We start from the raw sequence: 24807 nt of genomic DNA, 5'->3' as shown, positions 1-24807 counted from the left end.
GATCGGATCCTCCTGACGCGCCCGGCGACCGGGCGCGCAATGCTCATGCGCCCGGCTCTTGGGCGAGCCACTCGGCGAGCGGGCGCACCGCGACCGCGCGCTCGAGCGCGCGGATCTCGCCTTGCTCGGGCAGATGCGGGCCTGCGTTGCGCAGCTTGCCCACCGCGAAAGCCGTCGCGCGCGCGGCGAGCGCCTCGGGGCCGAGCCCCTCGGCCAGCGCCGCGACGACCCCCGCGACCATGGCGTCGCCCGCGCCCACCGTGGAGCCTTGCGAGAGCGCCATCGGCAGCGCCTGCAGCTCGGCCGCGGCGGAGAGGAAAATCGCCCCCTCGGTGCCGAGCGAAACGATGACGAGCCCGATCCCGCGCGCCACGAGCCCGCGCGCCGCCGCCACCAGATCGGCCCGGCGCGACAGATCGGCGCGCAGGCAGGCCTCGAGCTCATGGCGGTTGGGCTTGATCGCGAAGGGCAGCGCATCGGGCGCGCGCGCCAGCGCCGCGCGCAGCGGCGCGCCCGAGACATCGAGCACCACCCGCGCCCCGCGCCGGGTCAGCGCCGCCGTCAGCCGCGCCGAGGCCTCATCCTCGAGCCCCTGCGGCTGGCTGCCCGAAATCGCGACGAGCGCGCCGGCGCCGAGCGGGGCCAGGCTCGCCTCGACCGCCGCCAGATCGCGCGCGGAGGCGGAAAACCCCGGCAGGTTGACATCGGTCGTGCGCCCGCCCTCTTCGAGCAGCTTGATATTGGTGCGCGTCGCCTGCGGCAGGCGCACCATCGCATCGCTGATCCCCTTGGCGGCAAAGAGCGCCTCGAACCGCGCCGCATTCTCGAGCCCGAGCAGCCCGTGGATCGTCACCGCGGTGCCCCAATCGGCCAGACAGGAGGCGACATTGACCCCCTTGCCGCCCGGATCATGGCGCGCAGACCGCGCGCGCGCGACCTCGCCGGGCACGAGCTGCGACAGACCGACGGTGAGATCGATCGCGGGGTTGAGCGCGACGGTATGCACGTCGCAGGGGCCCGAGCGCGTCATTCACACCTCCCCCGCCACCGTGCCGCCGCCAAGCGCCGGATCGGCGCCCAGCGCGCGCACCGAGGCCGCATCGGGCAGCGCGAGCGCGCGCTCGGCCAGCGCCCGCAGATCCGCGATCGCCGCGCCGCGCAGCCGCGCCTTCACCGCCGGAATATCGCGCGGCGTCATCGAGAGCTCATCGACCCCGAGCCCCGCGAGCAGCGCCGCGCCGAACGGATCGCCCGCGATCCCCCCGCACACCCCCACCCAGCGCCCCTTCGCCCGCGCGCCCCGCACCGTCGCCGCGATCAGCGCCAGCACCGCCGGGTGCAGGCTGTCGGCCTCGGGCGCGAGCACCGGGTTTTGCCGGTCGATCGCGAGCGCGTATTGGGTCAGGTCATTGGTGCCGATCGAGAAGAAATCGGCATGCACCGCGAGCCGGTCCGCCATCAGCGCCGCCGCCGGCACCTCGATCATGATCCCCAGCGGGATCGCCGGCGCCTTCAGCTCGGCCCGGATCCGCTCGGCGGTCTCGCGCAGCGCGATCAGCTCGGCCTCGGAGGTGATCATCGGGAACATCACCGAAATCCGGGCGCCCTCGCGCGCGGCGCGGTAAAGCGCGCGCAGCTGCGGCACCAGAAGCTCGGGCCGGCGCAGCAAGAGCCGCGCGCCGCGCACGCCCAGAAACGGGTTCTCCTCGCGCGGCAGATCGAGATAGGAGACCTGCTTGTCGCCGCCGATATCGAGCGCGCGGATCACCAGCGGGCGCGCCCCCATCGCCGCCGCCATCGCGCGATAGGCCTGGAACTGATCCTCCTCGGTCGGGCTCTCGGCGCGCTCGAGGAACAGGAATTCGGTGCGCATCAGCCCGACCCCCTCGGCGCCCAGCGAGAGCGCGAAGGGCGCCTGATCGGCGAGGTTGATATTCGCGCCGATCTCGATGCGGTGGCCGTCGGTGGTGGTGGCGGGCAGCGCGCGCGCCGCGCTGTCGCGGGCGCGGCGGGCCTCTTCGGCGGCGATGAAGGCGCGCGCGGAGGCAAGCTCGGCCTCGGTCGGCGCGAGGTAAAGCCGCCCCGCCGTGCCGTCGAGGATCGCCGGTGCGCCGGCCTCGAGCCGCCCGAGCGCCGCCCCCGCCCCGACCATCGCCGGCAGGCCGAGCGTGCGCGCCAAAATCGCGCTATGCGAGCTCGGCCCGCCCTGCGCGGTCACCAGCCCCACCACCCGCGCCGGGTCGAGCCCGGCGGTATCGGAGGGCGTCAGATCATCGGCGATCAGGATCGTGCCGGGCGGCGGCTCGAGCGGCGCGGTGCGCCCGAGCGCGGGGTCGAGCAGCGCCAGAACCCGCTGGCCGACATCGCGCAGATCGGCCGCGCGGCCGGCCAGAACCGCATTGCCCGAGGCGCGCATCGGCGCCGCCGTCTCCTCGATCGCGCGCGCCCACGACCAGGCGAGCCCGTGGCCTCCGACCAGCGCCTGCGAGACCCGCGCGACGAGGCCCGGGTCGGCCAGAAGCTCGGCCTGCGCGCGGAAGATCCCGGCATCGACCTCGCCCAGACGGCGCGCGGTATCATCGGCGAGCGCGCCGAGCTGCTCGCGCGCCCGCGCCAACGCCTCATGCAGCCGATCGGCCGCCCCCGCCAGATCCTCGCGCGCGCCGGGCGCGAGATCGGCCACCTCGCGCGGGCCGGTTTCCAGCCGGTGCAGCCAGCCGATCGCCAGCCCCGGCGCCGCCGCAACCCCCTCGACGAGGCGCGCATCCTCGGCCTCGAGCGGCTCGGGCGAGACCCAGCCCCCCGCCGTGGCCGCCGCCGCGCGCTTCTCCGCCGCCTCGGCCGCTTGCGCCTTTTCCCGCGCGCTCAGGCCGGTCACGACGACCCGCAGCGTCGCCAGCGCATCGGCGGCATCGGCGCCCTCGGCCGAGAACGTCACCCGATCCCCCGCCTTCAGCCCGAGTTGCAGGAGCGAGAGCATGGTGCGCGCCTCCGCCGCCTCGGCGCCATGGCGCACCCGGATCCGGGCGCTGAACCGGCGCGCGGTCTCGGCCCATTCGGTCGCCGGGCGGGCATGCAGCCCGGAGGGATAATCCACCACCCAATCGAAACTCTGCGCGAAATCCTGCGCGGGCGCGGCCTCGGCGGCGGGCGCCTCCGCCCCCTCGAGCGCGGCGATGATCTCCTCGGGGTCGGCGGTGGTGACAAGCCGCGCCAGCCGCGCCTCGTCCTGCATCAGCCGCGTGAGCCGGCGCAAGATCCCGATATGGGCATCCGAGCGCGCCGCGATCGCGACGACGAGCCGCGCCACCTGCCCCGGCCCCCAGGCCACGCCCTCGCGCAGCTGCAAGACCGCGATCCCGTCACGCAAGATCAGATCGCGATCCTCGACCATGCCATGCGGGATCGCGATGCCCTTGCCCAGATAGGTTTCCGCCGCGCCCTCGCGCCGCGCCATGCTGGCCGCGAAGCCCGGGCGCGTGCAGCCCCCCGCCTCGAGCAGCGCCGCCGCCTGACGCAAGGCCTCCGCCTTGTCCGCGACGCGCGCGTCCAACTGGATGAGTTCCCGGGGCAACAGGCCCGGCTCAGCTTTCGGGGACACTGGCTCTCCTCCCAATCTCCAAGTTGGAGCCAGCCTAGCATGTTTGCGGGAACGTTCCCACAAAATTCTTCACCACCCCCGGGGCCTCGCGCGCGCCAGGTGCTGTTTCTATTGAAAACCCGGCGGATTCTGTCATTCTATGCGCGAAATCAGGCTGCAAACGTTTTCACGCCATGACCGTCAGCATCAAGGATGTCGCCCGCGCCGCGGGTGTATCGACCTCGACCGTGTCGCGCGCGCTGGGCCAGGGCCCGGTCAGCGCGGAGGTCTTGCGGCGCGTCGAATCGGCGGTGGCGGCCACCGGCTACCGCCCCAATCTCGCCGCGCGCCAGCTGCGCTCGCAGCGCTCGATGACCATCGGGCTGATCGTCGCCGATATCCGCAACCCGTTCTTCACCCAGGTCAGCCGCTCGGTCGAGGATGTCGCCTATGCGGCGGGGATGCGGGTGTTGCTGTGCAATACCGACGAAGACCCGGAGCGCGAGGCGATGTATCTCGAGCTGATGGCCGAGGAGCGGGTCAGCGGGCTGATCGTGACGCCGACGCGGCATCTGAGCGCGGCGGCGCTGGCGCGGGTCGACCGGCCGGTGGTGCTGATCGACCGCGGGCTGGCGGAGGGCGGGTTTGACAGCGTCGTGCTCGACAATGCCCGCGCCGCGGCGCAGCTCGTCGATCATCTCGTCGCCTCGGGGCGGCGGCGGATCGCGGGGCTCTTCGGCTCGACCTCCGCGACCGGGCTCGAGCGGCGCACCGAGGTCGAGGCGGCGCTGGCGCGGCACGGGCTTGCGGTGCGCACGGTGATGGCGCCGCCGAGCTTCGATGCGGGACATGCGGCGCTCGCCGAGCTCTTCGACGCCGACCCGCCCGAGGCGCTGATCCTGTCGAACGGCCTGTTCCTGCGCGCCGCGCTCAAACTGTGCCGCGAGCGGCGGATCGAGGTGCCCGGCCGGCTCGCGCTGGCGGGGTTCGACGATGAGGTCTGGAGCGATCTGGTCAGCCCCGGGATCACCGTGATCCGCCAGCCCGTCGAGGCCTTCGGGCGCGAGGCGATGGCGGCCCTTCTGGCGCGGATCTCGGGCGGGCCGGCGCCCGCGCGGCGGATCATGCTCTCGGGCGAGCTGATCGTGCGCGGCTCCACCGCGCCGGTCTGAGCGGCCGGAAACGCTCGCGCGCCCCGAGGGAGAGCGGCTCCGGGCCGGCGCGTGTCAGGGGGGGAGTGGCGGAGGGGATGGGTCTGGGATCGAACGTTCTCCACACCAAGTGCCGGCGACTGTGCGGCCACGGCAATGCTCCCCTTGGCTATCGATCACCCTGACCCGCACCCGACAGCGCGGCAGACTGCGGCCCGGCTCTGTCCGGCCAGCCTCTTGCGCTCCGCAATCAGGACGATTTCGGGCGAAAGGCGTCGCAGACCCCAGGATCGGTTTCGATCCGAGCCGCCCCGATCAGATCGAGGCAATAGGGCACCGCGCGGAACACCGCCTCGAGACAGGTGGAAATCGCCGACGGCTTGCCGGGCAGCGTGATGATCAGGGACCGGCCACGCACGCCTGCATCCTGGCGCGACAGGATCGCCGTCGGCACCTCGGCGAGGCTCGCCAGCCGCATCGCCTCGCCAAAGCCGGGAAGGCGTTTGTCGATCACGGCGTCAAACGCTTCCGGGGTCTGGTCGCGCTCTGCGGGCCCGGTTCCGCCGGTAACCAGGATCAGGTCGGCCGCCTGTTCGTCGGCAAGTGCGCGCAACGCGGCGGCAACGGTTTCCCGCCCGTCCGGCACGATCTGGCGCTGATACCGAACCGGCGTGGTGATGGCGCAGCGAAGCCATGCCTCTGCGGCCGGGCCACCGAGATCTTCATACGCGCCACGCGCCGCGCGGTCCGAGGCGACGAGGATGGCGATGAGCGGGGTGTCAACGGACATGGACGGTCTCCCTCGTGGGTTTCGGGGCGGAGGGGTGTCTTTGGATTGCTTTGGTCATCGTCCGACGTCGCCCGCTTTGTCAGCATCATACGAGCCCGATTTTCCACCATCCTTGTGGAGCAGCCTGATCCCGGTGACAATCATGCCCTTCTCAACGGCCTTGAGCATGTCGTAGACCGTGAGCGCCGCGACGGAGGCGGCGGTGAGCGCCTCCATTTCGACCCCGGTCTGGCCGGAGGTGGCGACCGTCGCGCGGATCAGAACGCTGGCGGTTTCGATCTGGGGGGTCAGCTCCAGCGCCACGCGTGTCAGGGCAAGTGGGTGGCACAGAGGGATCAGGTCCGGCGTCCGCTTCGCCGCCATGATCCCGGCGACCCGGGCAACCCCCAGCACATCGCCTTTGGTCGAAGTCCCTTCGAGGACATAGGCCAATGTTTCCGGCTTCATCTCGACCCGGGCTTCGGCCACGGCAACGCGCCTCGTGTCGGGCTTGTCGGAGACATCCACCATATGGGCCTGCCCCGCAGCATCGAAATGCGTCAACATATGCCGTGCTCCCGGCCGCAGACCGGACAGGCCGGATCGCGTGCGACGCGCACCAGTCGACGGTCATTCCACAACGTGTCGATCAGCAGGAGCTGGCCGCGCAGCGAAGCACCTGCACCGATGATCGTCTTGATCGCCTCCAACGCCATGGTCGCCCCGACGATCCCGGGCAATGCCCCGACGACGCCCTTGCCCTGTTCCGGGCGCGAGCCGGTTTCGGGGAAAACGCAGGCAAAACAAGGGCCACCGTGCGAGGGATCATAAAGCCCGACCTGCCCCTCCCAGGCCGCGATCGCACCCGACAGCAATGGCACGCCCGCCTCGACGCAGGCCCGGTTCAACAGGTGGCGCGCCGCGAGGTTGTCGGTGCAATCGACCACGAGGTCGTGCCCGGTGACCAGGATCGGCGCCGTCGCCGCGGTCACGCGCAACGGATGGGCAACGATCCGCACATCGGGATTGAGGTCGGCGAGCCGGTCCGCGGCCGAGGCGACCTTCGGGTCCCCCAAGCGGCTCGTGGCATGGAGCACCTGCCGTTGCAGGTTGGACAGCGAGACGACATCGTCGTCCGCGATGGTGAGCTGGCCCACGCCGGCGGCGGCGAGGTAGAGCAGGACCGGCGAGCCGAGCCCGCCCGCACCCACCACCAGCACCCGCGCGGCGGCCAGCCGGTTCTGCCCCGCTGATCCGATCTCGGGCAGGACGAGGTGGCGCGCATAGCGGCCTTCCAGGGCGGCGCCGTCGGGCATTTCAGCCTCCGGTCATCGGCGGGAAGATCGCCACTTCGCGAATGCCGGAAAGCGGCGTGGAAAAGGTTGCCAATTCCTGATCGAGGGCGACGCGCAACGCGGAAAGGTCGGCAAATGCGGCCGCATAGCGCGGCCCGCGCTCCCGCAGTTCAGCGACCAGTTCGGAAACGTCGTTGGCTTCCGTCTGCACCCGCTCGCGCGGCAGCCCGATCCGTTCGCGGACCCAGGCGAAATAGACGACGTCAAGCTCGGCCATGGTCAGCCTCCCGTATGGTTCATGCTGCGCGACAGAGCGCCTTCAACCGCGCCCGCGCCATAGCCGAAATCGTGGCCGCGCGGTTTGCGCGCCAGCGCATCCTCGATCGCGGCGAAAAGCGGCGCGTTGTCCGCAGCGCCCCGCAGCGCCGGACGCAGGTCGACCGACCCTTCGCGCCCGAGGCAGGAAAAGAGCTCGCCCCGGCAGTTCACCCGCACGCGATTGCACGTCGAGCAGAAATTGTGGCTCATCGGGGTGATGAAGCCGATCCGCTGGCCGGTGCCGACGACCTCGGCGTAACGCGCCGGCCCGCCAGTCGTGAACCCGGTGTCGCGCAGGTCGAACCGCTGCTCCAGCACCTTGCGCAAGTCGTCGAGCGGCCAGTACTGGCCGGCGCGCTCATCCGCGCCCACCTGCCCCATCGGCATCACTTCGATGAAGGCCACATCGCAGCCGTGCCCGGCGGCCCAGTCGACGATGTCCAGAACCTCGTCGTCATTCACGCCGCGCAGCGCCATGGTGTTGATCTTGACCTTCAGCCCGGCGTCCCGCGCGGCCTCGATCCCGTCCAGCACCTGGCCGAGCCGGCCGCGCCGGGTGATCGCGGCATATTTCGCCGGGTCCAGCGTATCGAGCGAGACGTTCACCCGGCGCACACCACTGGCGGCAAGCCCGGTGGCGTGGCGCGCCAGTTGCGTGCCGTTGGTGGTCAGGGTGACTTCATCAAGCCGACCAGCCGCCACCGCGTTCCCGAGCGCGGCGACCAGCGTCATGATCCCATGCCGCACCAGGGGCTCGCCGCCGGTCAACCGCACCTTGCGCACACCCATGTCGATGAAGGCCCCCACCAGCCGCTCGAGTTCTTCGATGGAAAGAAGGTCGCGCTTCGGCAGGAAGGTCATCCGCTCGTCCATGCAATAGGTGCATCGCAGATCGCAGCGGTCGGTGACAGAAAGGCGCAGATAGCTCACCGTTCGACCATGGCCATCGCAAAGGGTCGGGTGGAAGTCACGCGGCATGGCGGGCCTCTTTCTGATCTTGGGCCCATGCCAGGACCGCATCGGCATCGAACGGCAGATCACTGGCCAGTTCGCCACCGAAGTCGGCCCAGGCGGCGGCGTATTTTGGCCGCACCGTTGTCAGCACCGGGATCCCGAGCTCGAGCGCCCGCGCGATCAGGTCGCGAAAACCACGACCCTCGCTCTCACCTTGGCCGAAGCGGTTCAGCACCAGGAGGTCCGGCTTCGTCGTCAACTCGCCGGCAAGAACCTCGGAACATTGCGCCAGCGCGCCGGGATGCAGGCGGCAGCCGTGCGAGCCGTTGCCAAGCGGCTGCGAGATGCGAAAGACCTCGCCCGTGGCGATCGAAGTCAGATCCATGTCGGCGCAATGACACTCGGTATCGGCGATCCCGCGCGACTGCAGTACACCGCTCAGCCGCCACCCGGCCGAGCGCAGGACCTCGACAAGACCTGCGACGAACCCGTCGATGTCCTGATCGTCAAACCGGATGGCGGCGAGCGGTGTCGCGGTCATTCCAGACCTCCCTTGCAGAAGGGTTGCCAGCGGATCATGTCGCCCTCGGACACATGCGCAGTCGAGGCAGCGACGAGGCCCAGCCCGTCAGCTTCGGTGAGAGGGAACAAGGTGGCCGACACCCCGGCGCCGAGGCGTTCGAGGATCTGCACGCCCGCCGGATCATGGCCCGCAAGGCGGGCCGGGAAGACCTCGGCACGGCCGGGCTTGCGGCTCCAGCCGAACCCGGCGCGGGCCGGCACGGAGGCAAACGGTGCGGGCGCGGCGCCGGCAAGGCGCGCGATCTGCGGCCCGGCAAAGAGACGGAAACCGGTGTAGGCGGAAAACGGGTTCCCGGGGAGCCCGGTGATTGCCGTCTTTCCGATCCGGCCGAAAGCCACGGGCTTGCCCGGCTTCAAGGCCACCCGCCAGCCGGTGAGCGCGCCGCCCGCCGCGACGATGGCGTCGCGCATGTGGTCGCGCCCTCCCATCGACACAGCGCCGGAGGTCAGGATCAGGTCGAACCGGTCGCCGAGCGCGGCGAGGGCCCGGGTCGTTGCGGCAAGGTCGTCGGGCAGAATACCCATGTCTTCGGCCTCTGCCCCGGCTTCACGCGCCAGCGTCAGGAGCATCGGCCGGTTCGCGTCATGGATCCGGCCGGGGGTCCCGCCGCCGGTCAGTTCATCGCCGGTCGAGAAAACGGCGACGCGGGGACGCCGCGAGACCTCAACTTGTGTGATCCCGTTGGCGGCCAGCAGACCGACATGCAGGGGCCGAAGCGGCTGGCCGCGCGCAACAAGGCGCGCACCGAGAGGCTGGTCGCTCCCCGCGCGACGGATGTTGTCTCCCGCTTTCGGAAGGCGGTGGAATTGCACCCGTGCGCCCGCAACGCGCGCGTTCTCGATCATCACCACCGCATCGGCGCCCTGCGGCACCGGCGCGCCGGTGAATATCTCAAGCGCGACGCCCGGGGGCAGATCGCGAGGTGCGGCACCGGCCGGCACCGTTCCGGCCAGCGGCAGGCTGTCGCCACCAGCGAGGTCGGCCAGGCGCAAGGCAAAGCCGTCCATGGCCGAATTGTCGAACAGCGGCATGGCGGCGGGGGCCAGAATGTCTTTCGCCGCGACCCGCCCAACAGCTTCGGCGAGCGGGATGCGCTCTGCCTGGGCAATCGGAGAAACCTGGGCGAGCGCCAAGGCAACGGCCTCATCCAGCGGCAAGAGCCCTGGGGTCATCTCGCAGCTTGTGCCTTCGGGGTAAGTCACATCGTGCATCTCGGCCTCGCGGAAAAAGGTGGGGCGGCCGGCTGGGACCGGCCACCCCAGGGACGTCAGGCTTACTTCGGCGCGTCGGCGGCGCGTGCCATCAGGAAGTTGCGCACCGTCTCCTGCTCGACATCGTCGAGACCGGCGCGTTCGAACATCGACGGCAGCACCGCCTGCCACTGCAGCTGGGTGTAGTGGCTGGGTTCGCGCGGCGCGTGGCAGACGGTGCAGCGCTCGTAGAACAGGTGCTCTTCGGGCGACATGTCGGCCATGATGCTCTCGAAGATCGCGTCGACCCGCTCGAGGCCAAGCGCATCGTCGTCGATCGCCGCGATCTCCATGTCCTCGATGATCGCCGGCTTCTCGTAGGCCATGTTCGGCCCTTCCGGGTCTTCGCACTTCTTGAGCGAGGCGAGCACCGTGTTGGCGGTGGTGGCATTGGTGAGCCCCGAAGCGGGCCGGGTCGAGGTGAGGAAGTTGGCCAGCCCCGAGTTGTCGCGGCCCTTGCTGTCCAGCGACGGCCAGCAGCCCTCGTAGATCGACATCACGCCCGGCATGATGTCGTCAGACACCACGGCGCCGGCAAGGATCGTGCCGCGCTCGTTGTAGAGCTCGACCACATCACCATCGACGATGCCACGCGCCGCCGCGTCCTCGCTGTTGATGCGCACCGGCTCGCGGCCCTGCACCTTGTAGAGCGCGCGCAGGCCCTCGGAGTTGTCCATCTGGCTGTGCAGCCGGTACCACGGGTGCGGGCTGACCACATGCAGCTGGCCCTCCTGAGCATTGCCGAGGTACTCGCCGGGTTCGAGCCACATCGGCATGCCGGGGCAGTCCTCGATGGCGAGGTCGGCGATCGCCTGGCTGAACATCTCGATCTTGCCGGTCGCGGTGTGCAGCGGATTGGCTTCGGGGTCGGCATAATAATCGGCGTGGCGCACCCATTTGCGCGCTTCGGCCGGTATCGGCATCCGGGCATAGCCCTTCTCCCAGAACTCCTCGAACGGCACCGTCGCCGCCGCGCCGGATTTGGCGTAGGCCGCCTTGACGTGATCGATGAACTCGAGCGAGTCGGTGAACTTCGCCCAGAAGCCCATCTTGTCGGCCAGCGCCTCGAAGATCTCGTAATCCGACTTGGCCTCGGCCATCGGCTCGATCACCTTCTTCATCGCGTAGATCTTGTCGTTCGAGTAGGTACCGCCGACCGAGATGTCGTCGCGCTCCAGCGTCGAAGTGGCCGGCAGCACGATGTCGGCCCAGCGGGTCGCCGCCGTCCACCAGATGTCCTGGCTGACGATGTGATCGACCTTCGCCAGCGCCTTGATGAGCCGGTTGGTGTCCTGCTGGTGCGACATGAAGTTGTTGCCGGCGTTGTAGATCATGTAGACGTCCGGGTAGGTCCGGGTCACGCCGTTGTACTGGAACTCGGTGCCGGGGTTTTCCAGCATCTCGGTGATCCGGCTCGCCGGGCAGATCATGTCGACGAAGTTCTTGCCCTGGCTGAGGCCGACCGGGGTGGCGTTGCCGCCCTGCGGCATGCCGCCGTTGCCATAGTGCCAGGAGAAACCGACGCCCTCGCCCGGCTTGCCGATCTTGCCGGTGAGCGCCGCGAAGTTGACGATCGCCCAGTAGATCATCTCGCCGTGGTGGGCCCGCTGGATCGCCCAGGAGCCGGCGATCTCGGTCTTCGACTTGGCCAGAAGCTCGGCCAGTTCCTTGATCTTCGCCTCGTCCATGCCGGTGATTGCGGCGGCCCAGGCCGGGGTCTTGGGCTCGCCATCGGTCTCGCCCTTGACGTAGGCGATCCACTTGTCGGCGCCGACGGTGTATTTCGCCATGTAGTCCTTGTCGTCGAGCCCCTGTTCGAGCACGTGGTAGGCCATGGCGAGGAACAGCGCGGTATCGGTGTTGGGGATGATCTTCACCCACTCGGCATTCAGATATTCATCCGAGGCGGTGCGCTGCGGGTTGATCGAGATGAACTTCACCCCGGCGTCGCGGATCTCTTCCCACGGGCCATACATGCCGTGGTCGGCCACGGTGTATTCGACGCGGTTGTTCTTGATCGGGTCGGCGCCGACCAGCAGGAACACCTCGGTGTTGTCGCGGATGACCTCCCACGCGGTCTGGGCGGAATAGACCTCCATGTCGCCGATGATGCGCGGCATGATGATCTGGCCCGCGCCCGCCGACCAGTCGCCGGCGGTGGTCGAGCAGCCGCCGATCAGGTTGAAGAACCGGCCCTGCATCACGTTCGGGCGGAACGAGCCGGCATTGGCCCAGCCGCCGTAGGACGACGAGAAGATGCCTTCGTTGCCGTGCGCCTCGATGGTGTCGAGGATCGCCTTGGCGACGAGCGAAAGCGCGGTATCCCAGTCCACTTTCACCCATTCTTCCTTGCCGCGCAGTTCGCGCTTGGTGTCGCCCGACTGCCAGCCCTCGAGATAGGACTTGCGCACCATCGGGTAGTCGATCCGGGTCTTGTCATAGGTGCGATCGAGGATGCCGGTGGTCAGCATTTCGGTCGGCCGCTGATCGAGCTCGATCATCGGCGCGAGGCTGACGATCTTGCCCTCGCGCACCACAGCTTCGAACGGGCCGAAGTGGGTGGCGTGGAACACGCGGCCGGAAAACGAGTTCGGATCGATCGCGGACAGCGCCGTCGTGCCCCAGAGGCTCGACAGGCCGAGGGCGCCGGAACCGATGAGAAAGCCGCGGCGGGTCGGGGTGGCGAATGACATGACAGGTCTCCTTCGGGATTGTCTGCCAGAAGACTAGGCGGCGGGTGTGAACCGGTCTTGCCGGTTATGTAAACGCCCTGTAGGAAGATGTAACAGGATGTAAAAGGGGCGCTCCGTGAGCCAGCACATCGTGATTGTCGAAGACGACGTGGTGACACGCCGCCGGCTGGCCGCTCAGCTCAAGCAGCAGATGTACCGGGTGAGCGAGGCAGCCGACGCCGCAGCGATGGAGGAAATCCTTGCGCGCGACCCGGCTGATGTGCTGCTCGTCGACATCAACCTCGAGGGCAAGGACGGGCTGACGATCACCCGCGAACAGCGGGCGGTCTCGAAGGTCGGGATCATCCTGCTTACCGCCCGGACCGATCAGATTGATCGCATCGTCGGGCTGGAACTCGGCGCCGACGACTACGTGACCAAGCCCTTCGACAAGCGAGAGTTGTTTGCCCGGATCAAGAACCTCGCGGCCCGGGTCGAGGATCTGCGCCGGGCCGCCGCCGAGACCGTCGCCCTGCCGGACGCCCGGTTTGGCCGCTGGTCGCTGGACCGGACCCGGCGCCGGCTAATCGACGACGCGGGCACGGTCGAGCCGCTCACCCGCGCCGAATACGAGTTGCTTGCCGCTTTCGCGGACCATCCCGGCGTGATCCTTAGCCGCGATCGCCTTCTCGACATGATTCAGAACCAGAAATGGGCGCCGGACAATCGCACCGTCGACGTGCTGGTGGGCCGGTTGCGCAAGAAGCTGGAAGCCGACCCTGCGCACCCCGAGTGGATCATCACCGTGCACGGAGAAGGCTACCTGTTGGCCGAGCTGTCCTGAAGCACAAGCCCGAGCCCGCGCGCCGCCGCCCGCAGCTCTGCGAGCGCCTCGCTTGCCGCCTCGTCGATCCCCTCCCAGGCCGCACCGATGCCCTCGCCACTGCGCGCGGCACGCTCCAGATGTCCTAGCCGGTCGCAGAACGCCGTCATCGCGAAGTTCGAGGCGGCGCCCTTGAGCCGGTGGGCGGCACGTGCCAGCGCCTCGCTGTCGGACGCGGCGCGGGCGGCTTGCATGGTGGCCAGCGCCGGGCCGAGTTCGGCGATGAAGGCGTCGACGATACCGGCGGTCTCGGCGGCGCCAATCTCGTCAATATCGGACCGAAGGGTGTCCGAGACCGCCCCCGGCACCGCCACGCCTTGCGCACCAGAACCCGGCCCGAGTAGCGCTGCAAGCGCCCGAGGCGACAGCGGCTTGTGCAGCACCGCGTCGACGTGGAGCGCCGAACGCTGATCCGGCGTGTCGTCAATGCGGTGCGCCGTCAGGGCCACGATCTGCGGTGACTGGCCCTCGCGTTCCACCTTGATCCGGCGTGCCGCCTCGCCACCCGTCATGTCGGGCAGGTCAATATCCATGAGGATCAGGTCGAAGATCTCGGACAGCGCAACGCGCACCGCGTCTTCGCCAGTTTCGGCCTCCACCACCATGCAACCCAGGCGCTCGAGGAAGCCGCGCGCCACCATCCGGTTGACGGCCTGATCCTCCACCACCAGAACGCGCTTGCCGAACTTCTGGGTGATGACAGTCTCGGCCTGTCGCACCACGAGGGCCGGATCGCCGATCACCAGGGGCACGGTCAGGGTGAAGCGCGCGCCCTGCCCAGGCGCGCTTTCGAGCGCGATCGAGCCACCGAGCGTCTCTGTCAATCGACGGCAGATGCTGAGCCCAAGCCCAAGCCCTTCGATCATGCCCTCCCCCGCACCGTCGCCACGCGCATAGGCATCGAAGATCCGGGCGTGGTCCTCCTGTGGGATGCCGCGCCCGGTGTCAGTCACGGCGAAACTGAGCACGGGCGCGCCGCTTCTCGGATCGGGCGCGAAGTCAAGCAGCAGCGCGACCTTTCCAGTCTCGGTGTATTTGACCGCATTGGACAGAAGATTGACGACCACCTGGCGGATCTTCTGAACGTCACCGAACAACACCGGGGGCACATCCTCGGCCATGTCGATGCTAACGGAAAGGCCCTTTTCGCCCGCGTTGGCCCTGAGATAGCCGGCCAGTTGCCCCATCAATTCGCGAATGTCGAAGTGCACCGGCCGCAACACCGGACGACGATCCTGCGTCGCGGAATAATCTAGAATATCGTTGGAAATCACCAGGAGGTTCTCGGCGCTTTGCCGCGCCACGGTGGCCCGTTTCTTCTGCTCGGCGCCCGCAGCCTCGGCTTCGAGCAGACGCAACATGCCCACGATGCCGTTGAGCGGCGTGCGGATCTCATGCCCCATCATGGCGAGAAATTCCGTCTTTGCACGGTTCGCATCCTCGGCCTCGGCGCGTGCCCGGTCATGGGCATGCATCTCGGTCACCACGTCGCGCGTGCGCTGGGTGACGGCCACTTCGAGTTCGCCCCGCAATCGTTGCGCTTCGGCCGCCCGCAACCGCAGCACATGCAAGGCCCGCTCCATCCGGCCAATTTCGTCATGCCCGGTCTCCGGGATGTCTCGGTCGTAGTCGCCGCGCGCAAGCGCCGTGATGTGGCGCGAGATCGCAGCCAGTCGCGCGACCGTGCGCCGACTGACAATCGCCCATGCTACGATCGCAGCGACAACCGCGCCGGAGAGGAGGGCGACAAGTCCAACTGTTATCCACCAACTCACGGTCTCCGTGCGGGCCTGGCTCGCGGCCGCCTCGGCTTGCATCCTGGCAAACAGGGCGGTGGAATAGACCGCCAATCCGTCGGTTTGGTCTTTCAGGCGTTCCAGCGCATCCACCAGTTCGCCTTCAGCAACCAGACGTTTCTCGGTCCATGCGAGCACGCCGTCAGGATTGAGGGTCTCGGCCACACCGGCGACCATCCTCCGGATGTCATCGCGCGCGTTCGGCGAGGGCAAATAGTCAATCCGACCCTGCACCGTCGCCAAGGCCGCCGTCAGCTCTTCGCCAAGAGCCTTTGCTGTCTCCGGGCGGGTAATTTGTGGGACCTCGCCCAATCCGTTGCGTACGCTCTCGACCGCCCGTGCCAGTTCGACCAAACGATCATAAGCAAAGAAGTCGGCATCGGCCAGTTCATCCAATCCGGGAGCGACCTGGTCGTGCGGCGCGTCATAGAGGTCCGAGATCGTCGCCGTCACCTGAACCCGGGCGGTGTCGATCTGGCGTTCCAGGATGTCTTCGATCTCATTCAGGAGACTGTCCGCGGCGGCAAGGCGCGTGCGCGTCGCGTCCTGTGCCGCGAGCCGCGCGAGGGCCGCCGCGGTTTCGAGTTCGACCGCCGCCTGCAACGCCGTGAATGAAGGTCCATCGGGCGACGTTTCCGTCGGTCTGTGCGAGGCAAGTTGGGCCACGGATGCGCGCAGCCCGTCAACCCTGACCACAAGTTCCTGGCCCAATTGCGCAAGTCCCGCAACGTCGGCAATATCGGGAACGGCGCCGGCCAGCTTTGCAAGATAAGCACTGTCGGCCTGAATTTGCCGGGTCAGGTTCGCTGCCGGCAAGTTGTCCTGGATCAAGGTCCGGTGCGTCTCGACCAGATAGCGGTTCGAAAGAATGGCGACAATTCCAACCACGACCGTAAGCCCGGCGATGAAACCGAAAACCCTGCGAAGCTGTCTGTCGAAACGTGCGCGTGCCATGGCCTCGTTCTACGCGCGCGCTTTTGGTCCCGCAATCTTGCTGTTGGCCGGGGTCACGGGCGCTGTCGCCTCCAACGCCCCAAGCCTTTGCGTCATCGTTCCCCACTTCAAGGACGAGTACTGGCTGTCGGTCGGCTATGGGCTGGAGCAGGCCGCCGATACCGCGGGGGCCGAACTTTTGACCTTCGAATCCGGCGGCTATCACTCGGTGGAACGACAAATCGAGCTTCTGCAAACCTGTCTTGAGGCCGGCAGCGACGCGATCCTGCTTGGCGCGGTTTCAGCTCACGATGAAGGGTTGGTCGACGCCGTCGTCGCCGCCGAGAAAAGAGTTCCGGTCCTGGCACTGGTCAACGAACTGGCAGCGCCGGGGCTGTCGGGCTGGATCGGGGTCGATTGGCGGGCGATGGGGGGTGCTGTCGGCGAGTTTCTTGCCGCGCGCGCGCAGGCAGAAGGCAGACCACTCACCGCCGTGCTCGTGACCGGGCCCACCGAGTCGGGCTGGGCGCCGATCCTCGACGAGGGCTTGGCCGAAGGTCTCGCACACAGCCCGGTGGAGATCGTCGCCACATACCGCGCCGACACCGGCCTGAGGGAGCAGTTGCGAGAAGTTGAACAGGCCCTGGCCGAGCATCTTGACGTGGATGTGCTTATCGGCAGCGCGCCGGCAATCGAGGGAGCGATGGCGCTGATCCGTCGGCTACCCGAGGGCGCCCATCGTCCAATGCTGGTCGCCACCTACATCAGCCACTCGGTATTGCGCGGCCTGCGCGGCGGGCAGGTCGCCATGGTCCCGTTCGACGACCCGATCGCGCAGGGGCGCGCGGGCGTCGACCTTGCCTTGCGGGCCATCTCCGGCGAGTCCTTTCCCGGTCTGTCTGGGCCGGTGATCGTGTCGGTGACAACCGGTACGCCAGATGTGCAACGGATCGAACTCTCGCCGTCGGGGTTCTTTCCGGCCTTGCAGTAGGGCCGCGTCTTCCCATCGCGGCCTGGCTCCGAATCCACCAGCATGGCGCAACACCGGACCTGAGCCCTGCCCCACCCATGGAAAGATCGCAGGTGCTGGAGGCGATGAGCCAGCTGAAGTTGTACGGGATGAAGGCGGCATACGATGAGCTGATCGCCACGGCGGTCATCCGCCCGACATTCTCCTGACGAACTACATGATGGCAGAATTGCTTCTGACGCGTCAGGACGACCTGGACTCGAAAGTCGTTTCGAACGCGTCCGGTCTTGAGTTCATCATTCTCGACGAACTCCATACCTATCGCGGGCGCGAAGGCGTCGCGGGCGTGATCCGCGAGATGATCGCGCCGCGCGACATGGAGGCCGCCGAATGACCCGTGGCAATGGCACGATCCGCGTGCTGATCCCCCTGAAGCTGCGCAAGAAGAACGGGCGGCCCAAGATCATGCCGCCCGCCGATTACAGCCCGAGCGAGGATCAGGCGCAGGACCCCCACATCCTGCGCGCCATCGGCCGGGCTTGGGGCTGGCGGCGGCGTATGGAGGCAGGTGAATTCGTCACGATCCAGGAACTGGCCGAGGCCGTCGGCCTGGCCGAACGCCATGTCAGCCGCCAGCTGCGCCTCGCCTATCTGGCGCCGGAGGTGCTCAAACGCCTGACCTGCGGCCGCGAAGGTTAGGGTCAGGACCCATTGATTTCCTAGGGATGGCATGATTCACGGTTCGAAAACGAGCGGTGAACATGTCTGATCTGTTTTGGCTGACCGACGCCCAGATGGCGCGTCTTGAGCCCTTCTTTCCCAAGTCACACGGCAGGCCACGCGTCGATGACCGACGTGTGCTGAGTGGGATTATCTTCATCAATCGCAACGGCTTGCGGTGGCGGGATGCCCCCATCGCCTACGGTCCACACAAGACGCTCTACAACCGTTGGAAACGATGGAGCGACACGGGCATCTTCGCGCGAATGATGGCCGGTCTGGCTGCCGAGCACAGCGAGACGAAGACCGTGATGATCGACGCGACCTACCTCAAGGCCCACCGAACAGCGATCAGTTTGGGCGTGAAAAAGGGGGGCGTGGACGCCTGATCGGTCGGACGAAGGGCGGCATGAACACTAAACTGCACGCTATCTGCGACAGCCAGGGCCGGCCGCTCAACCTCTTCGTCACCGCCGGACAAGTCAGCGACTACATCGGCGCGCGAGCGCTGCTCAGCAGCCTGCCGAAGGTCGATTGGCTGCTCGGCGATCGGGGGTATGATGCCGACTGGTTCAGAGAAGCATTGAAAAACAAGGGGATACGCGCCTGCATCCCTGGCCGTAAGCAGCGCAAGAAGGCGGTGAAATACGACAAGCGCCGCTACAAACGCCGGAACCGGATCGAGATCATGTTCGGCAGGCTAAAGGATTGGCGACGCGTTGCGACACGATACGACAGGTGTCCGAAGGTCTTCCTGTCTGCCATCGCCCTCGCAGCAACCGTCATCTATTGGTTATGTGTCCTGACCCTAGGCCTCACCCCGCCTCGCGGAACTTCTCGAAGCGCGAGAGGTGCTTGGCGATATGCGCCTCGATCCCGCCATCGCGGGCGATTTCGCGTTTGAGCAGGTCGACGGCGAAATCCTCGGGCAGCGTCGTGTAGCTCAGCGGTGCATCGTCATCGTCGTAAAAGCCCCAGTCGTCGATCATCGAGCCGGTATCGCACAGCATTACCGCGCCGTCTTCCGTCAGCACGAGCTCGGGGCGGTCGAAGCGGGGGCGGAAGATCACCCGCTCGGAGGAGGGTTTGACGCGCTCCACCTGCGGGATCAGCGCGAGCACATTGGCCGGGATCAGCACGAAGGGGTCGCCATAATCCTCCTCGGCGATGTCGCTTTCGAGCAGGAGCGCCTGTTGCGGGGCGACGAAGCGCTCCTCGGTATTGCCAAACAGCCCCGGCGGCAGGCGCAGCGGCCAGAGCGCCTCGGGCACCTCGGTGCGCAGCCAGGAGAACTCCACCCGCTCGATGTGGCGCACCGGCTGCGGGCCGTGATCGAAGGTCAGGACGCGGTCGCCGACCGCCACGCGCGCGATCGGGCGGGGGCCATCGGTGGTCAGCAAGACGGTCTCGGCATAGAGACCATGGCCGAGGTCGATGAACGAATCGAAGCTGATCGGCTCGCGCGGGTCGCCCTTCCTGAACCCCGGGCGCGTTAAAACGGCGCGCAAGCGCTCCCGAAAACTGGACATCCCCGTCCCCTCGTCTTCCCAACCGCGGCCAGGGTATCAAGGACATCTTAATAAATGCTCAAAGTGCGATATATCGCCCCCACGCGCGCCGAAAGAAGGTGCGGCAAAAGCACTTGCCCCGCCCGCAGTTGCCGCATATACGAGGCGGCGGAGACGTGGCCGAGTGGTCGAAGGCACACCCCTGCTAAGGGTGCAGGCGGGAAACCGTCTCGAGGGTTCGAATCCCTTCGTCTCCGCCATTTTACCTATCTAAGTGTCAACGGCGGAGTAAAATTGGGCCACGGGGCGGCGCAAAATTGGGCCACTTTGGGTTTGCGCGAGACGCGGCTGATGGGCGGCGGCCAGTCAGCCGCGCTCTCCATATAGCTTGCGGGTGACTGGCCGCCTTGGACCGTCAGGTCCAAGTCTGATACTTTGGATCAGGTGTTGTCGCCGGTCTTGCGCGCGCGACTTTGCGCGAGGCGATAGCTTTCGCCGTTCATCTCGAGGATGTTGACGTGGTGGGTCAACCGGTCGAGGAGCGCGCCGGTCAGCCGCTCGGTGCCGAAGGTCTCGGTCCATTCATCGAAGGGCAGATTGCTGGTGATCAGCGTGGCACCGCGCTCGTAGCGCTGGGAGATCATCTCAAAAAGCAGCTCGGCGCCGGTCTTTGACAGGGGCACGAACCCGAGCTCGTCGATGATCAGCAGCTTGACGGCAGCCATCTGCTTCTGGACGCGCAGCAGCCGACGTTCGTCTCGCGCCTCCATCAGCTCGTTGACCAGCGCGGCGGCGGTGGTGAAGCTGACAGACATGCCCTTCTGGCAGGCCGCCAACCCGAGGCCCAAGGCAATGTGGGTCTTGCCGGTTCCGCTGGGGCCAAGGGCGATCACGTTCTCACGCCGTTCGATCCATTCGCAGCGCGCCAGTTCCAGCACCTGCATCTTGTTCAGCTTCGGGATCGCCTTGAAGTCGAAGCTGTCGAGGCTTTTGGTGGCCGGGAACTTCGCAGCCTTGATGCGGCGCTCGACCATCCGCCGCTCGCGGTCAATGAGTTCCAGTTCAACGAGGCGCGACAGGAATTGGACATGGTCCAACCCTTCGGCGGCGCATTGGCGCGCAACCTTCTCGTGTTCCCGCAGGAAGGTGGGCAGCTTCAGCGTCTTCAGATGGTGGGCAAGCAGGATCTTCGGAGCCTCGCTCATTCCGCCGCCTCCGACATCAAGGCCATGTAGCTGGCCGCACGCGTCGTCTCGACGTTCGCCCGCGGCAGGTAGGGGTAGACATCGAGATCAAGCCTTGGGGGGCGCTTCTCGACCTGGCAAAGCACGAGGTGCTTCACGGCGTCAAAGCCGACCGCGCCCAGCTTCAGGGCCTTCTTCACGGCGGCATGCAGGTCATCCATGCCAAAGGTCTCAAGCAGCCGCAGCACCTGCACATACTCGCGGCGCCCCATCTTGAGCATGCGCGCCTCCATCAGGCGGCGCAAAGTCTGGAACTCTTCGGGCAGGTCCCATTCCGCCAGAGGCGCAGCCTGGTCCAAGGCATTGATCTTGCGCTCGATCAGCGGGAGGTAGTGAACCGGGTCGAAGATCATGTCCTCGCGATCGTAACAGCGCGGGTGTCGGGCGATCACCTCCCCGCGACAGCCGATCACGACCTCATCGACATAGCCGCGGATCCAGACATCCTGATGGCCATAGGCGACCGGGACCGAGTAATCGTTGGTGTCATAGCGCACGAGCGACTGCGAGCTGACCCTGCCGCTCGCTTGGTCGCAGGCGTCGAACGGGGCAGTAGGCAATGGGCGCATCGCCGCCAGATCGCGCTGCAGCCTCTCGCCGATCGTCTCCTTGTGACCCCGAAGAATGCGCGTGAGGCGTGCGCAGCACTGCCCTTCAAGGTCGGCGTTGAAGGCGTCCCAACTGGCAAAGTGGGGGATCGGCACCATGTGGTTGCGGCGGGCGTAGCCGACCATCCCCTCGACAGCGCCCTTGTCGTTCCCCTTCCCGGGCCGACCATAGCGATCCCGAAACAGGTAATGCGACTGCAAGCCGCTGAACAGCGTGGCGCGGATGCGCGTGCCATCTGGCTGGATCTTCGAGACCAGGCAGCGGTCGTTATCGTAGAGCACCGACTGCGGCACCCCGCCGAAGAAGGCAAAGGCGCGGACATGCCCGTCTATCCAGGCCTCCGCCGTCGCCGCCGGATAGGCCCGGACGAAATAGGCATCGCTGTGCGGCAGGTCGATGACAAAGAAATGCGCCTTCTGCTCGACACCGGCGATGACGACGACCGCTTCGCCAAAATCGGCCTGAGCATGGCCCGGCGGATGGGCCAGTGGCACGAACATCTCCCGTGTCCGCCGCTCACGCTCACGCACGTAATCCTTGACGATCGTATAGCCGCCGGTGAAGCCATGCTCGGCCTGAAGCCGTTCCCATATCCGCTTGGCCGTATGACGCTGCTTGCGATGCACCGCCTTGTCGGCTTCAAGCCAGGCGTCAATGAACTCGGTGAACCCGTCCAGCTTCGGCCGCCTGATCGGCTTGTCCCGCCGGTAGCCAGGCGGCACCGAGAAGGCCAACATCTTCTCAACCGTCCCGCGCGAAATGTTGAAATGCTTCGCCGCCGCCCGCGCGCTCATGCCCTCGGCACACGCCAAGCGAACCTTCTTGTAAAGTTCCACGGTATAAATCTCCCCACCCTCCCTGCTGCCGCAAGAAGGGAAAAGTGGCAGGATTTTACTCCGCCCGCAGCGAGACGATCCCGCCGCTACCGTGGCCTAATTTTGCACCGCCGTTTCCAGGCGACCATCGCGCCAAGTCCGGCGACAAATACTCCGATCAGGCCGAGGACCACGGCACCCCCCTCGGTCCAGAGGGGATCGACCTTGTGCAGGGCAGGCATGGCGAGCCAGAGGAGTGGCCCGAAAAAGGCAAGTACGAAGGCGAGACGGAAGCCCATCGCAGCCAGACGGTCGCGTCCCGTGGCGCGCGAAAACAGCCAGACAGGCCGACCCGCCGCTTGCGCCGCCAGCGCACTACCCCAGAAGAACAGAGCCAGATAGCCGAACAGAAGGGCCAACGCGGCCCAGCCAAAACCTGAGATCATGATGTCAGCTCTCACGCTCAGGGTTGAACCGAAGCAGGCGCAGGGCGTTCAGGGTCACAAGCACTGTCGCCCCGGTATCGGCCAGGATCGCAATCCACAGGCCGGTCAGACCGAAAACCGAGGTCACCAGAAACACGGCTTTCAGCCCCAATGCGATGGTCACGTTCTGGCGGATGTTGGCCATCGCGGCTCGCGACAGGCGGATCGTCGCGGGGACGTCGGTCACCCGGTCGCGCAGGATCGCCGCATCGGCGGTTTCCAGCGCCACGTCTGTGCCCGATCCCATCGCCACGCCGACGCTCGCCTGTTTCAGCGCGGGCGCGTCATTGATGCCGTCGCCGATCATCATCACGCCGCCCTGGGTGCCGATCTCGCGGATATAGGCGAGCTTGTCTTCGGGCATCATGTCGGCCTCGAACTTGAGCCCCAGGTTTCCGGCAATCGCGGCGGCGGTGCGCGGGTTGTCGCCTGTCAGGATGACCGCGGTCACGCCCATCGCCGTCAACTGGCGCACGGCATCCTTGGCATCCGCGCGCGGCTCGTCCCGCATGGCGATCAGGCCAAGCGGGGTTTTTTCGCGGAACACCGCGACGGCGGTCTTGCCATCCTCTTCGAAGGCCGTGGCCTGTCGCAGGCCGAGGCCATCAAGGCCGCCATGCTCCATTGCATAGCGCGGAGAGGCCACCCATGCGGGAGCGCCGTCCACGGTTGCGACAACCCCCTTGCCCATCAGCGCCTTTGCATCCTGCGACGACAACGCAGTGATGCCTGCGTCCTTTGCCTTGTTCAGGATGGCGATGGCCAGCGGGTGGCTCGACCCCGTCTCGACCCCTGCCGCAACGGCCAGAAGCTCGGCTTCGGTGGTGGCCCCGAACGGCACCACATCCGTCACTTGCGGGCGGCCATGCGTGAGCGTCCCGGTCTTGTCGAAGGTCACGACATCGACCTTCGCCGCCGCCTCGATCACCGCACCGCCCTTCATCAAGAGCCCGCGTCGCGCCCCGCTCGACATGGCCGAGGCGATGGAGGCGGGGACCGAGATGACCAGCGCGCAGGGGCAGCCGATCAGCAGAAGTGCCAAGCCGCGGTAAACCCAGGTGTCCCACGGCTGACCGAAGGCCAGGGGCGGCACGACGACGACCAGCGCCGCGACGGCGACGATGGCGGGCATGTACCAACGGCTGAAGCGGTCGATGAAGCGCTCGGTCGGCGCGCGGGCCTCCTCGGCCTCCTCGACCAGCCGGATGATGCGGGCGATGGTGTTGTCTTCCGGGCCTTTGGTGACTTTCACGCGCAGGGCCGCCTCGGTGTTGATCGCACCCGCAAAAACCGCATCCCCGGGCCCGCGTGTTTTGGGCACGCTTTCGCCGGTGACCGGGCTTTCGTCCACACCCGAGGTGCCTCCGGTGATCTCGCCATCGGCAGGAATCCGGTCGCCTGGGCGGACAAGGACGGTCTGGCCTACGGACAGGCTCGCGGCTGGCACCTCGCGCGTGGTCTCGCCCGTGACCAGTTGGGCCGTCTTGGGCACCAGATTGGCCAGCGCCCGGATCCCGTCGCGGGCCTTGCCAGCAGCCACGCCCTCCAGCACCTCGCCCACGGCGAACAGGAACACCACCAGCGCCGCTTCCTCTGCCGCATCGATGAACAAGGCACCGATGGCCGCGATGGTCATCAGGCTTTCGATGGTGAAGGGCATGCCCATCCGCAGCGCAGCGAAGGCGCGCTGCGCCACCGGGGCAACGCCGATCAGGCAGGCGGCCACAAAAGCCCAGCGGCCGACTTGCGGCGCGACAAGGTTCACGGCATAGGCCGCCGCCAGCAGCAGCGCGGTAAAGATCACCAGTCGCCCCTTGGCCGTCTGATACCAGCGCTTGCCACGGTCGGCCGGGTCATCGTGGATGTGGTCGGGGCTGCCGTGATCGTGGTCAGGGAGCGAGCTGTGGCCCTCGGCGCTGGCAGAGGGCGGGGCGTGGTCGTGCCCTGCATTTTCGGTGCTGTCAGGCCCCATAAGGTCGTTGCCGCTCGCGGCGTCTGCTCCGCCCGGCAGCACGAAGGCCCTGGCCTTGCCGGCCCGGGTCGCGCCGATGCCATAGCCAAGGCTGACCACCGCGGCTTCGATCTTGTCGCGCGGCGTGGTGCCGGGCTCCAGCTTCAGTGTCAGCTTCTCGGACATGATCGCGACGTTGACGTCCGATACGCCCGGCAACCGTTCGACAGCGCTCCTGATCTTGGCGGCACAGGACGCGCAGTCCATGCCGGACACTGTCCATTCCTGCGATTCGGATGCTGATTTCCCTGACATTCCATA

21 protein-coding genes, 1 tRNA gene and 2 pseudogenes are annotated in these 24807 nt (G+C 67.3%); 9 read left to right on the top strand and 15 right to left on the bottom strand.

Annotated elements, in window-relative coordinates; all coding sequences use genetic code 11:
* Positions 1-43 precede the first annotated feature (43 nt).
* Entirely contained in the window at positions 44-1030 is a 987-nt protein-coding gene (locus LPB142_RS05555; RefSeq protein WP_071165762.1) for a 1-phosphofructokinase, read from the bottom strand.
* A complete protein-coding gene (gene ptsP, locus LPB142_RS05550) occupies positions 1031-3601 on the bottom strand; it encodes a phosphoenolpyruvate--protein phosphotransferase (RefSeq protein WP_083392601.1) in 2571 nt (856 codons plus the stop codon).
* A gap of 173 nt (positions 3602-3774) precedes the next feature.
* Between ptsP and LPB142_RS05545 the strand changes: the two genes are divergently transcribed.
* Positions 3775-4752, top strand: a complete 978-nt coding sequence (locus LPB142_RS05545; protein ID WP_071165761.1) for a LacI family DNA-binding transcriptional regulator — start codon at positions 3775-3777, stop codon at positions 4750-4752.
* Positions 4753-4981: 229 nt separating this feature from the next.
* Here LPB142_RS05545 and mog read toward each other — a convergent pair whose 3' ends face one another.
* The 8 genes from mog to LPB142_RS05505 all read right to left on the bottom strand — a co-directional run bounded on the left by mog (position 4982) and on the right by LPB142_RS05505 (position 12593).
* Positions 4982-5521, bottom strand: a complete 540-nt coding sequence (mog, locus tag LPB142_RS05540) for a molybdopterin adenylyltransferase (protein ID WP_071165760.1) — start codon at positions 5519-5521, stop codon at positions 4982-4984.
* A gap of 54 nt (positions 5522-5575) precedes the next feature.
* Positions 5576-6067, bottom strand: coding sequence for a cyclic pyranopterin monophosphate synthase MoaC (gene moaC, locus LPB142_RS05535; RefSeq protein ID WP_071165759.1), 492 nt, complete (start codon positions 6065-6067; stop codon positions 5576-5578).
* On the bottom strand, positions 6061-6816 hold the full coding sequence (locus tag LPB142_RS05530) for a HesA/MoeB/ThiF family protein (RefSeq protein ID WP_068767794.1): 756 nt from the start codon (positions 6814-6816) through the stop codon (positions 6061-6063). The genes moaC and LPB142_RS05530 overlap by 7 nt, the downstream gene beginning before the upstream one ends.
* Before the next feature lies 1 nt (position 6817).
* Positions 6818-7072, bottom strand: a complete 255-nt coding sequence (gene moaD, locus LPB142_RS05525; RefSeq protein WP_068767793.1) for a molybdopterin converting factor subunit 1 — start codon at positions 7070-7072, stop codon at positions 6818-6820.
* A gap of 2 nt (positions 7073-7074) precedes the next feature.
* The gene (moaA, locus tag LPB142_RS05520; RefSeq protein WP_071165758.1) at positions 7075-8091 is read right to left on the bottom strand and encodes a GTP 3',8-cyclase MoaA; all 1017 of its coding nucleotides are present in this window, start codon (positions 8089-8091) and stop codon (positions 7075-7077) included.
* Positions 8081-8608 carry a DUF2478 domain-containing protein gene (locus LPB142_RS05515; protein ID WP_071165757.1) on the bottom strand — a complete coding sequence of 176 codons (528 nt, stop codon included), beginning with the start codon at positions 8606-8608 and terminating at the stop codon, positions 8081-8083. Before LPB142_RS05515 ends, moaA begins: the two co-directional genes overlap by 11 nt.
* On the bottom strand, positions 8605-9861 hold the full coding sequence (locus LPB142_RS05510) for a molybdopterin molybdotransferase MoeA (RefSeq protein WP_071165756.1): 1257 nt from the start codon (positions 9859-9861) through the stop codon (positions 8605-8607). The genes LPB142_RS05515 and LPB142_RS05510 overlap by 4 nt, the downstream gene beginning before the upstream one ends.
* A gap of 62 nt (positions 9862-9923) precedes the next feature.
* Positions 9924-12593 carry a molybdopterin-dependent oxidoreductase gene (locus tag LPB142_RS05505; protein WP_068767789.1) on the bottom strand — a complete coding sequence of 890 codons (2670 nt, stop codon included), beginning with the start codon at positions 12591-12593 and terminating at the stop codon, positions 9924-9926.
* A 115-nt stretch (positions 12594-12708) separates the two neighbouring features.
* Here LPB142_RS05505 and LPB142_RS05500 point away from each other — a divergent pair, with 115 nt between their 5' ends.
* Positions 12709-13416, top strand: a complete 708-nt coding sequence (locus LPB142_RS05500) for a response regulator (protein ID WP_068767788.1) — start codon at positions 12709-12711, stop codon at positions 13414-13416.
* On the opposite strand, the gene LPB142_RS05495 is transcribed toward LPB142_RS05500, so the two are convergent.
* Positions 13392-16205 (bottom strand): ATP-binding protein, encoded by a 2814-nt coding sequence (locus tag LPB142_RS05495; protein ID WP_068767787.1) that lies wholly within the window; start codon positions 16203-16205, stop codon positions 13392-13394. The two genes, LPB142_RS05500 and LPB142_RS05495, sit on opposite strands and share 25 nt — an antisense overlap.
* Between LPB142_RS05495 and torT the strand changes: the two genes are divergently transcribed.
* The 5 genes and pseudogenes from torT to LPB142_RS18380 all read left to right on the top strand — a co-directional run.
* Positions 16156-17175 (top strand): TMAO reductase system periplasmic protein TorT, encoded by a 1020-nt coding sequence (gene torT, locus LPB142_RS05490; RefSeq protein ID WP_198037871.1) that lies wholly within the window; start codon positions 16156-16158, stop codon positions 17173-17175. The two genes, LPB142_RS05495 and torT, sit on opposite strands and share 50 nt — an antisense overlap.
* Positions 17176-17252: 77 nt before the next feature.
* Positions 17253-17348: pseudogene (locus LPB142_RS19935) on the top strand (ATPase); the annotation flags it as partial.
* A 26-nt stretch (positions 17349-17374) separates the two neighbouring features.
* Positions 17375-17548: a DEAD/DEAH box helicase family protein gene (locus LPB142_RS18385; RefSeq protein WP_156894320.1), complete on the top strand. Its 174-nt coding sequence runs from the start codon at positions 17375-17377 to the stop codon at positions 17546-17548.
* Positions 17545-17853: a hypothetical protein gene (locus LPB142_RS05485; protein WP_231879133.1), complete on the top strand. Its 309-nt coding sequence runs from the start codon at positions 17545-17547 to the stop codon at positions 17851-17853. Before LPB142_RS18385 ends, LPB142_RS05485 begins: the two co-directional genes overlap by 4 nt.
* Positions 17854-17915: 62 nt before the next feature.
* Positions 17916-18670: pseudogene (locus LPB142_RS18380) on the top strand (IS5 family transposase); the annotation flags it as partial.
* A gap of 19 nt (positions 18671-18689) precedes the next feature.
* On the opposite strand, the gene LPB142_RS05475 reads toward LPB142_RS18380, so the two are convergent.
* Complete coding sequence (locus LPB142_RS05475; RefSeq protein WP_083392600.1) at positions 18690-19403, bottom strand: Hint domain-containing protein; 714 nt, start codon at positions 19401-19403, stop codon at positions 18690-18692.
* Between the two features lie 149 nt (positions 19404-19552).
* Here LPB142_RS05475 and LPB142_RS05470 point away from each other — a divergent pair.
* Positions 19553-19642: transfer RNA gene (locus LPB142_RS05470), tRNA-Ser, on the top strand.
* Positions 19643-19822: 180 nt separating this feature from the next.
* On the opposite strand, the gene istB is transcribed toward LPB142_RS05470, so the two are convergent.
* Both istB and istA read right to left on the bottom strand, forming a co-directional pair.
* Positions 19823-20587 (bottom strand): IS21-like element helper ATPase IstB, encoded by a 765-nt coding sequence (gene istB / locus LPB142_RS05465; protein ID WP_071165181.1) that lies wholly within the window; start codon positions 20585-20587, stop codon positions 19823-19825.
* Complete coding sequence (gene istA / locus LPB142_RS05460) at positions 20584-22071, bottom strand: IS21 family transposase (protein WP_071165182.1); 1488 nt, start codon at positions 22069-22071, stop codon at positions 20584-20586. The genes istB and istA overlap by 4 nt, the downstream gene beginning before the upstream one ends.
* 44 nt (positions 22072-22115) lie before the next feature.
* On the opposite strand from istA, the gene LPB142_RS19335 reads away from it, so the two are divergent.
* Positions 22116-22490 carry a hypothetical protein gene (locus LPB142_RS19335; protein ID WP_198037870.1) on the top strand — a complete coding sequence of 125 codons (375 nt, stop codon included), beginning with the start codon at positions 22116-22118 and terminating at the stop codon, positions 22488-22490.
* A 10-nt stretch (positions 22491-22500) separates the two neighbouring features.
* Here LPB142_RS19335 and LPB142_RS05450 read toward each other — a convergent pair whose 3' ends face one another.
* A complete protein-coding gene (locus LPB142_RS05450; RefSeq protein WP_071165751.1) occupies positions 22501-24801 on the bottom strand; it encodes a heavy metal translocating P-type ATPase in 2301 nt (766 codons plus the stop codon).
* Positions 24802-24807: the final 6 nt, after the last annotated feature.

It is taken from the genome of Rhodobacter xanthinilyticus (genome assembly GCF_001856665.1).
GTDB classification, from domain to species: domain Bacteria; phylum Pseudomonadota; class Alphaproteobacteria; order Rhodobacterales; family Rhodobacteraceae; genus Rhodobacter; species Rhodobacter xanthinilyticus.
This window is presented reverse-complemented; position numbering and strand designations above follow the sequence as displayed.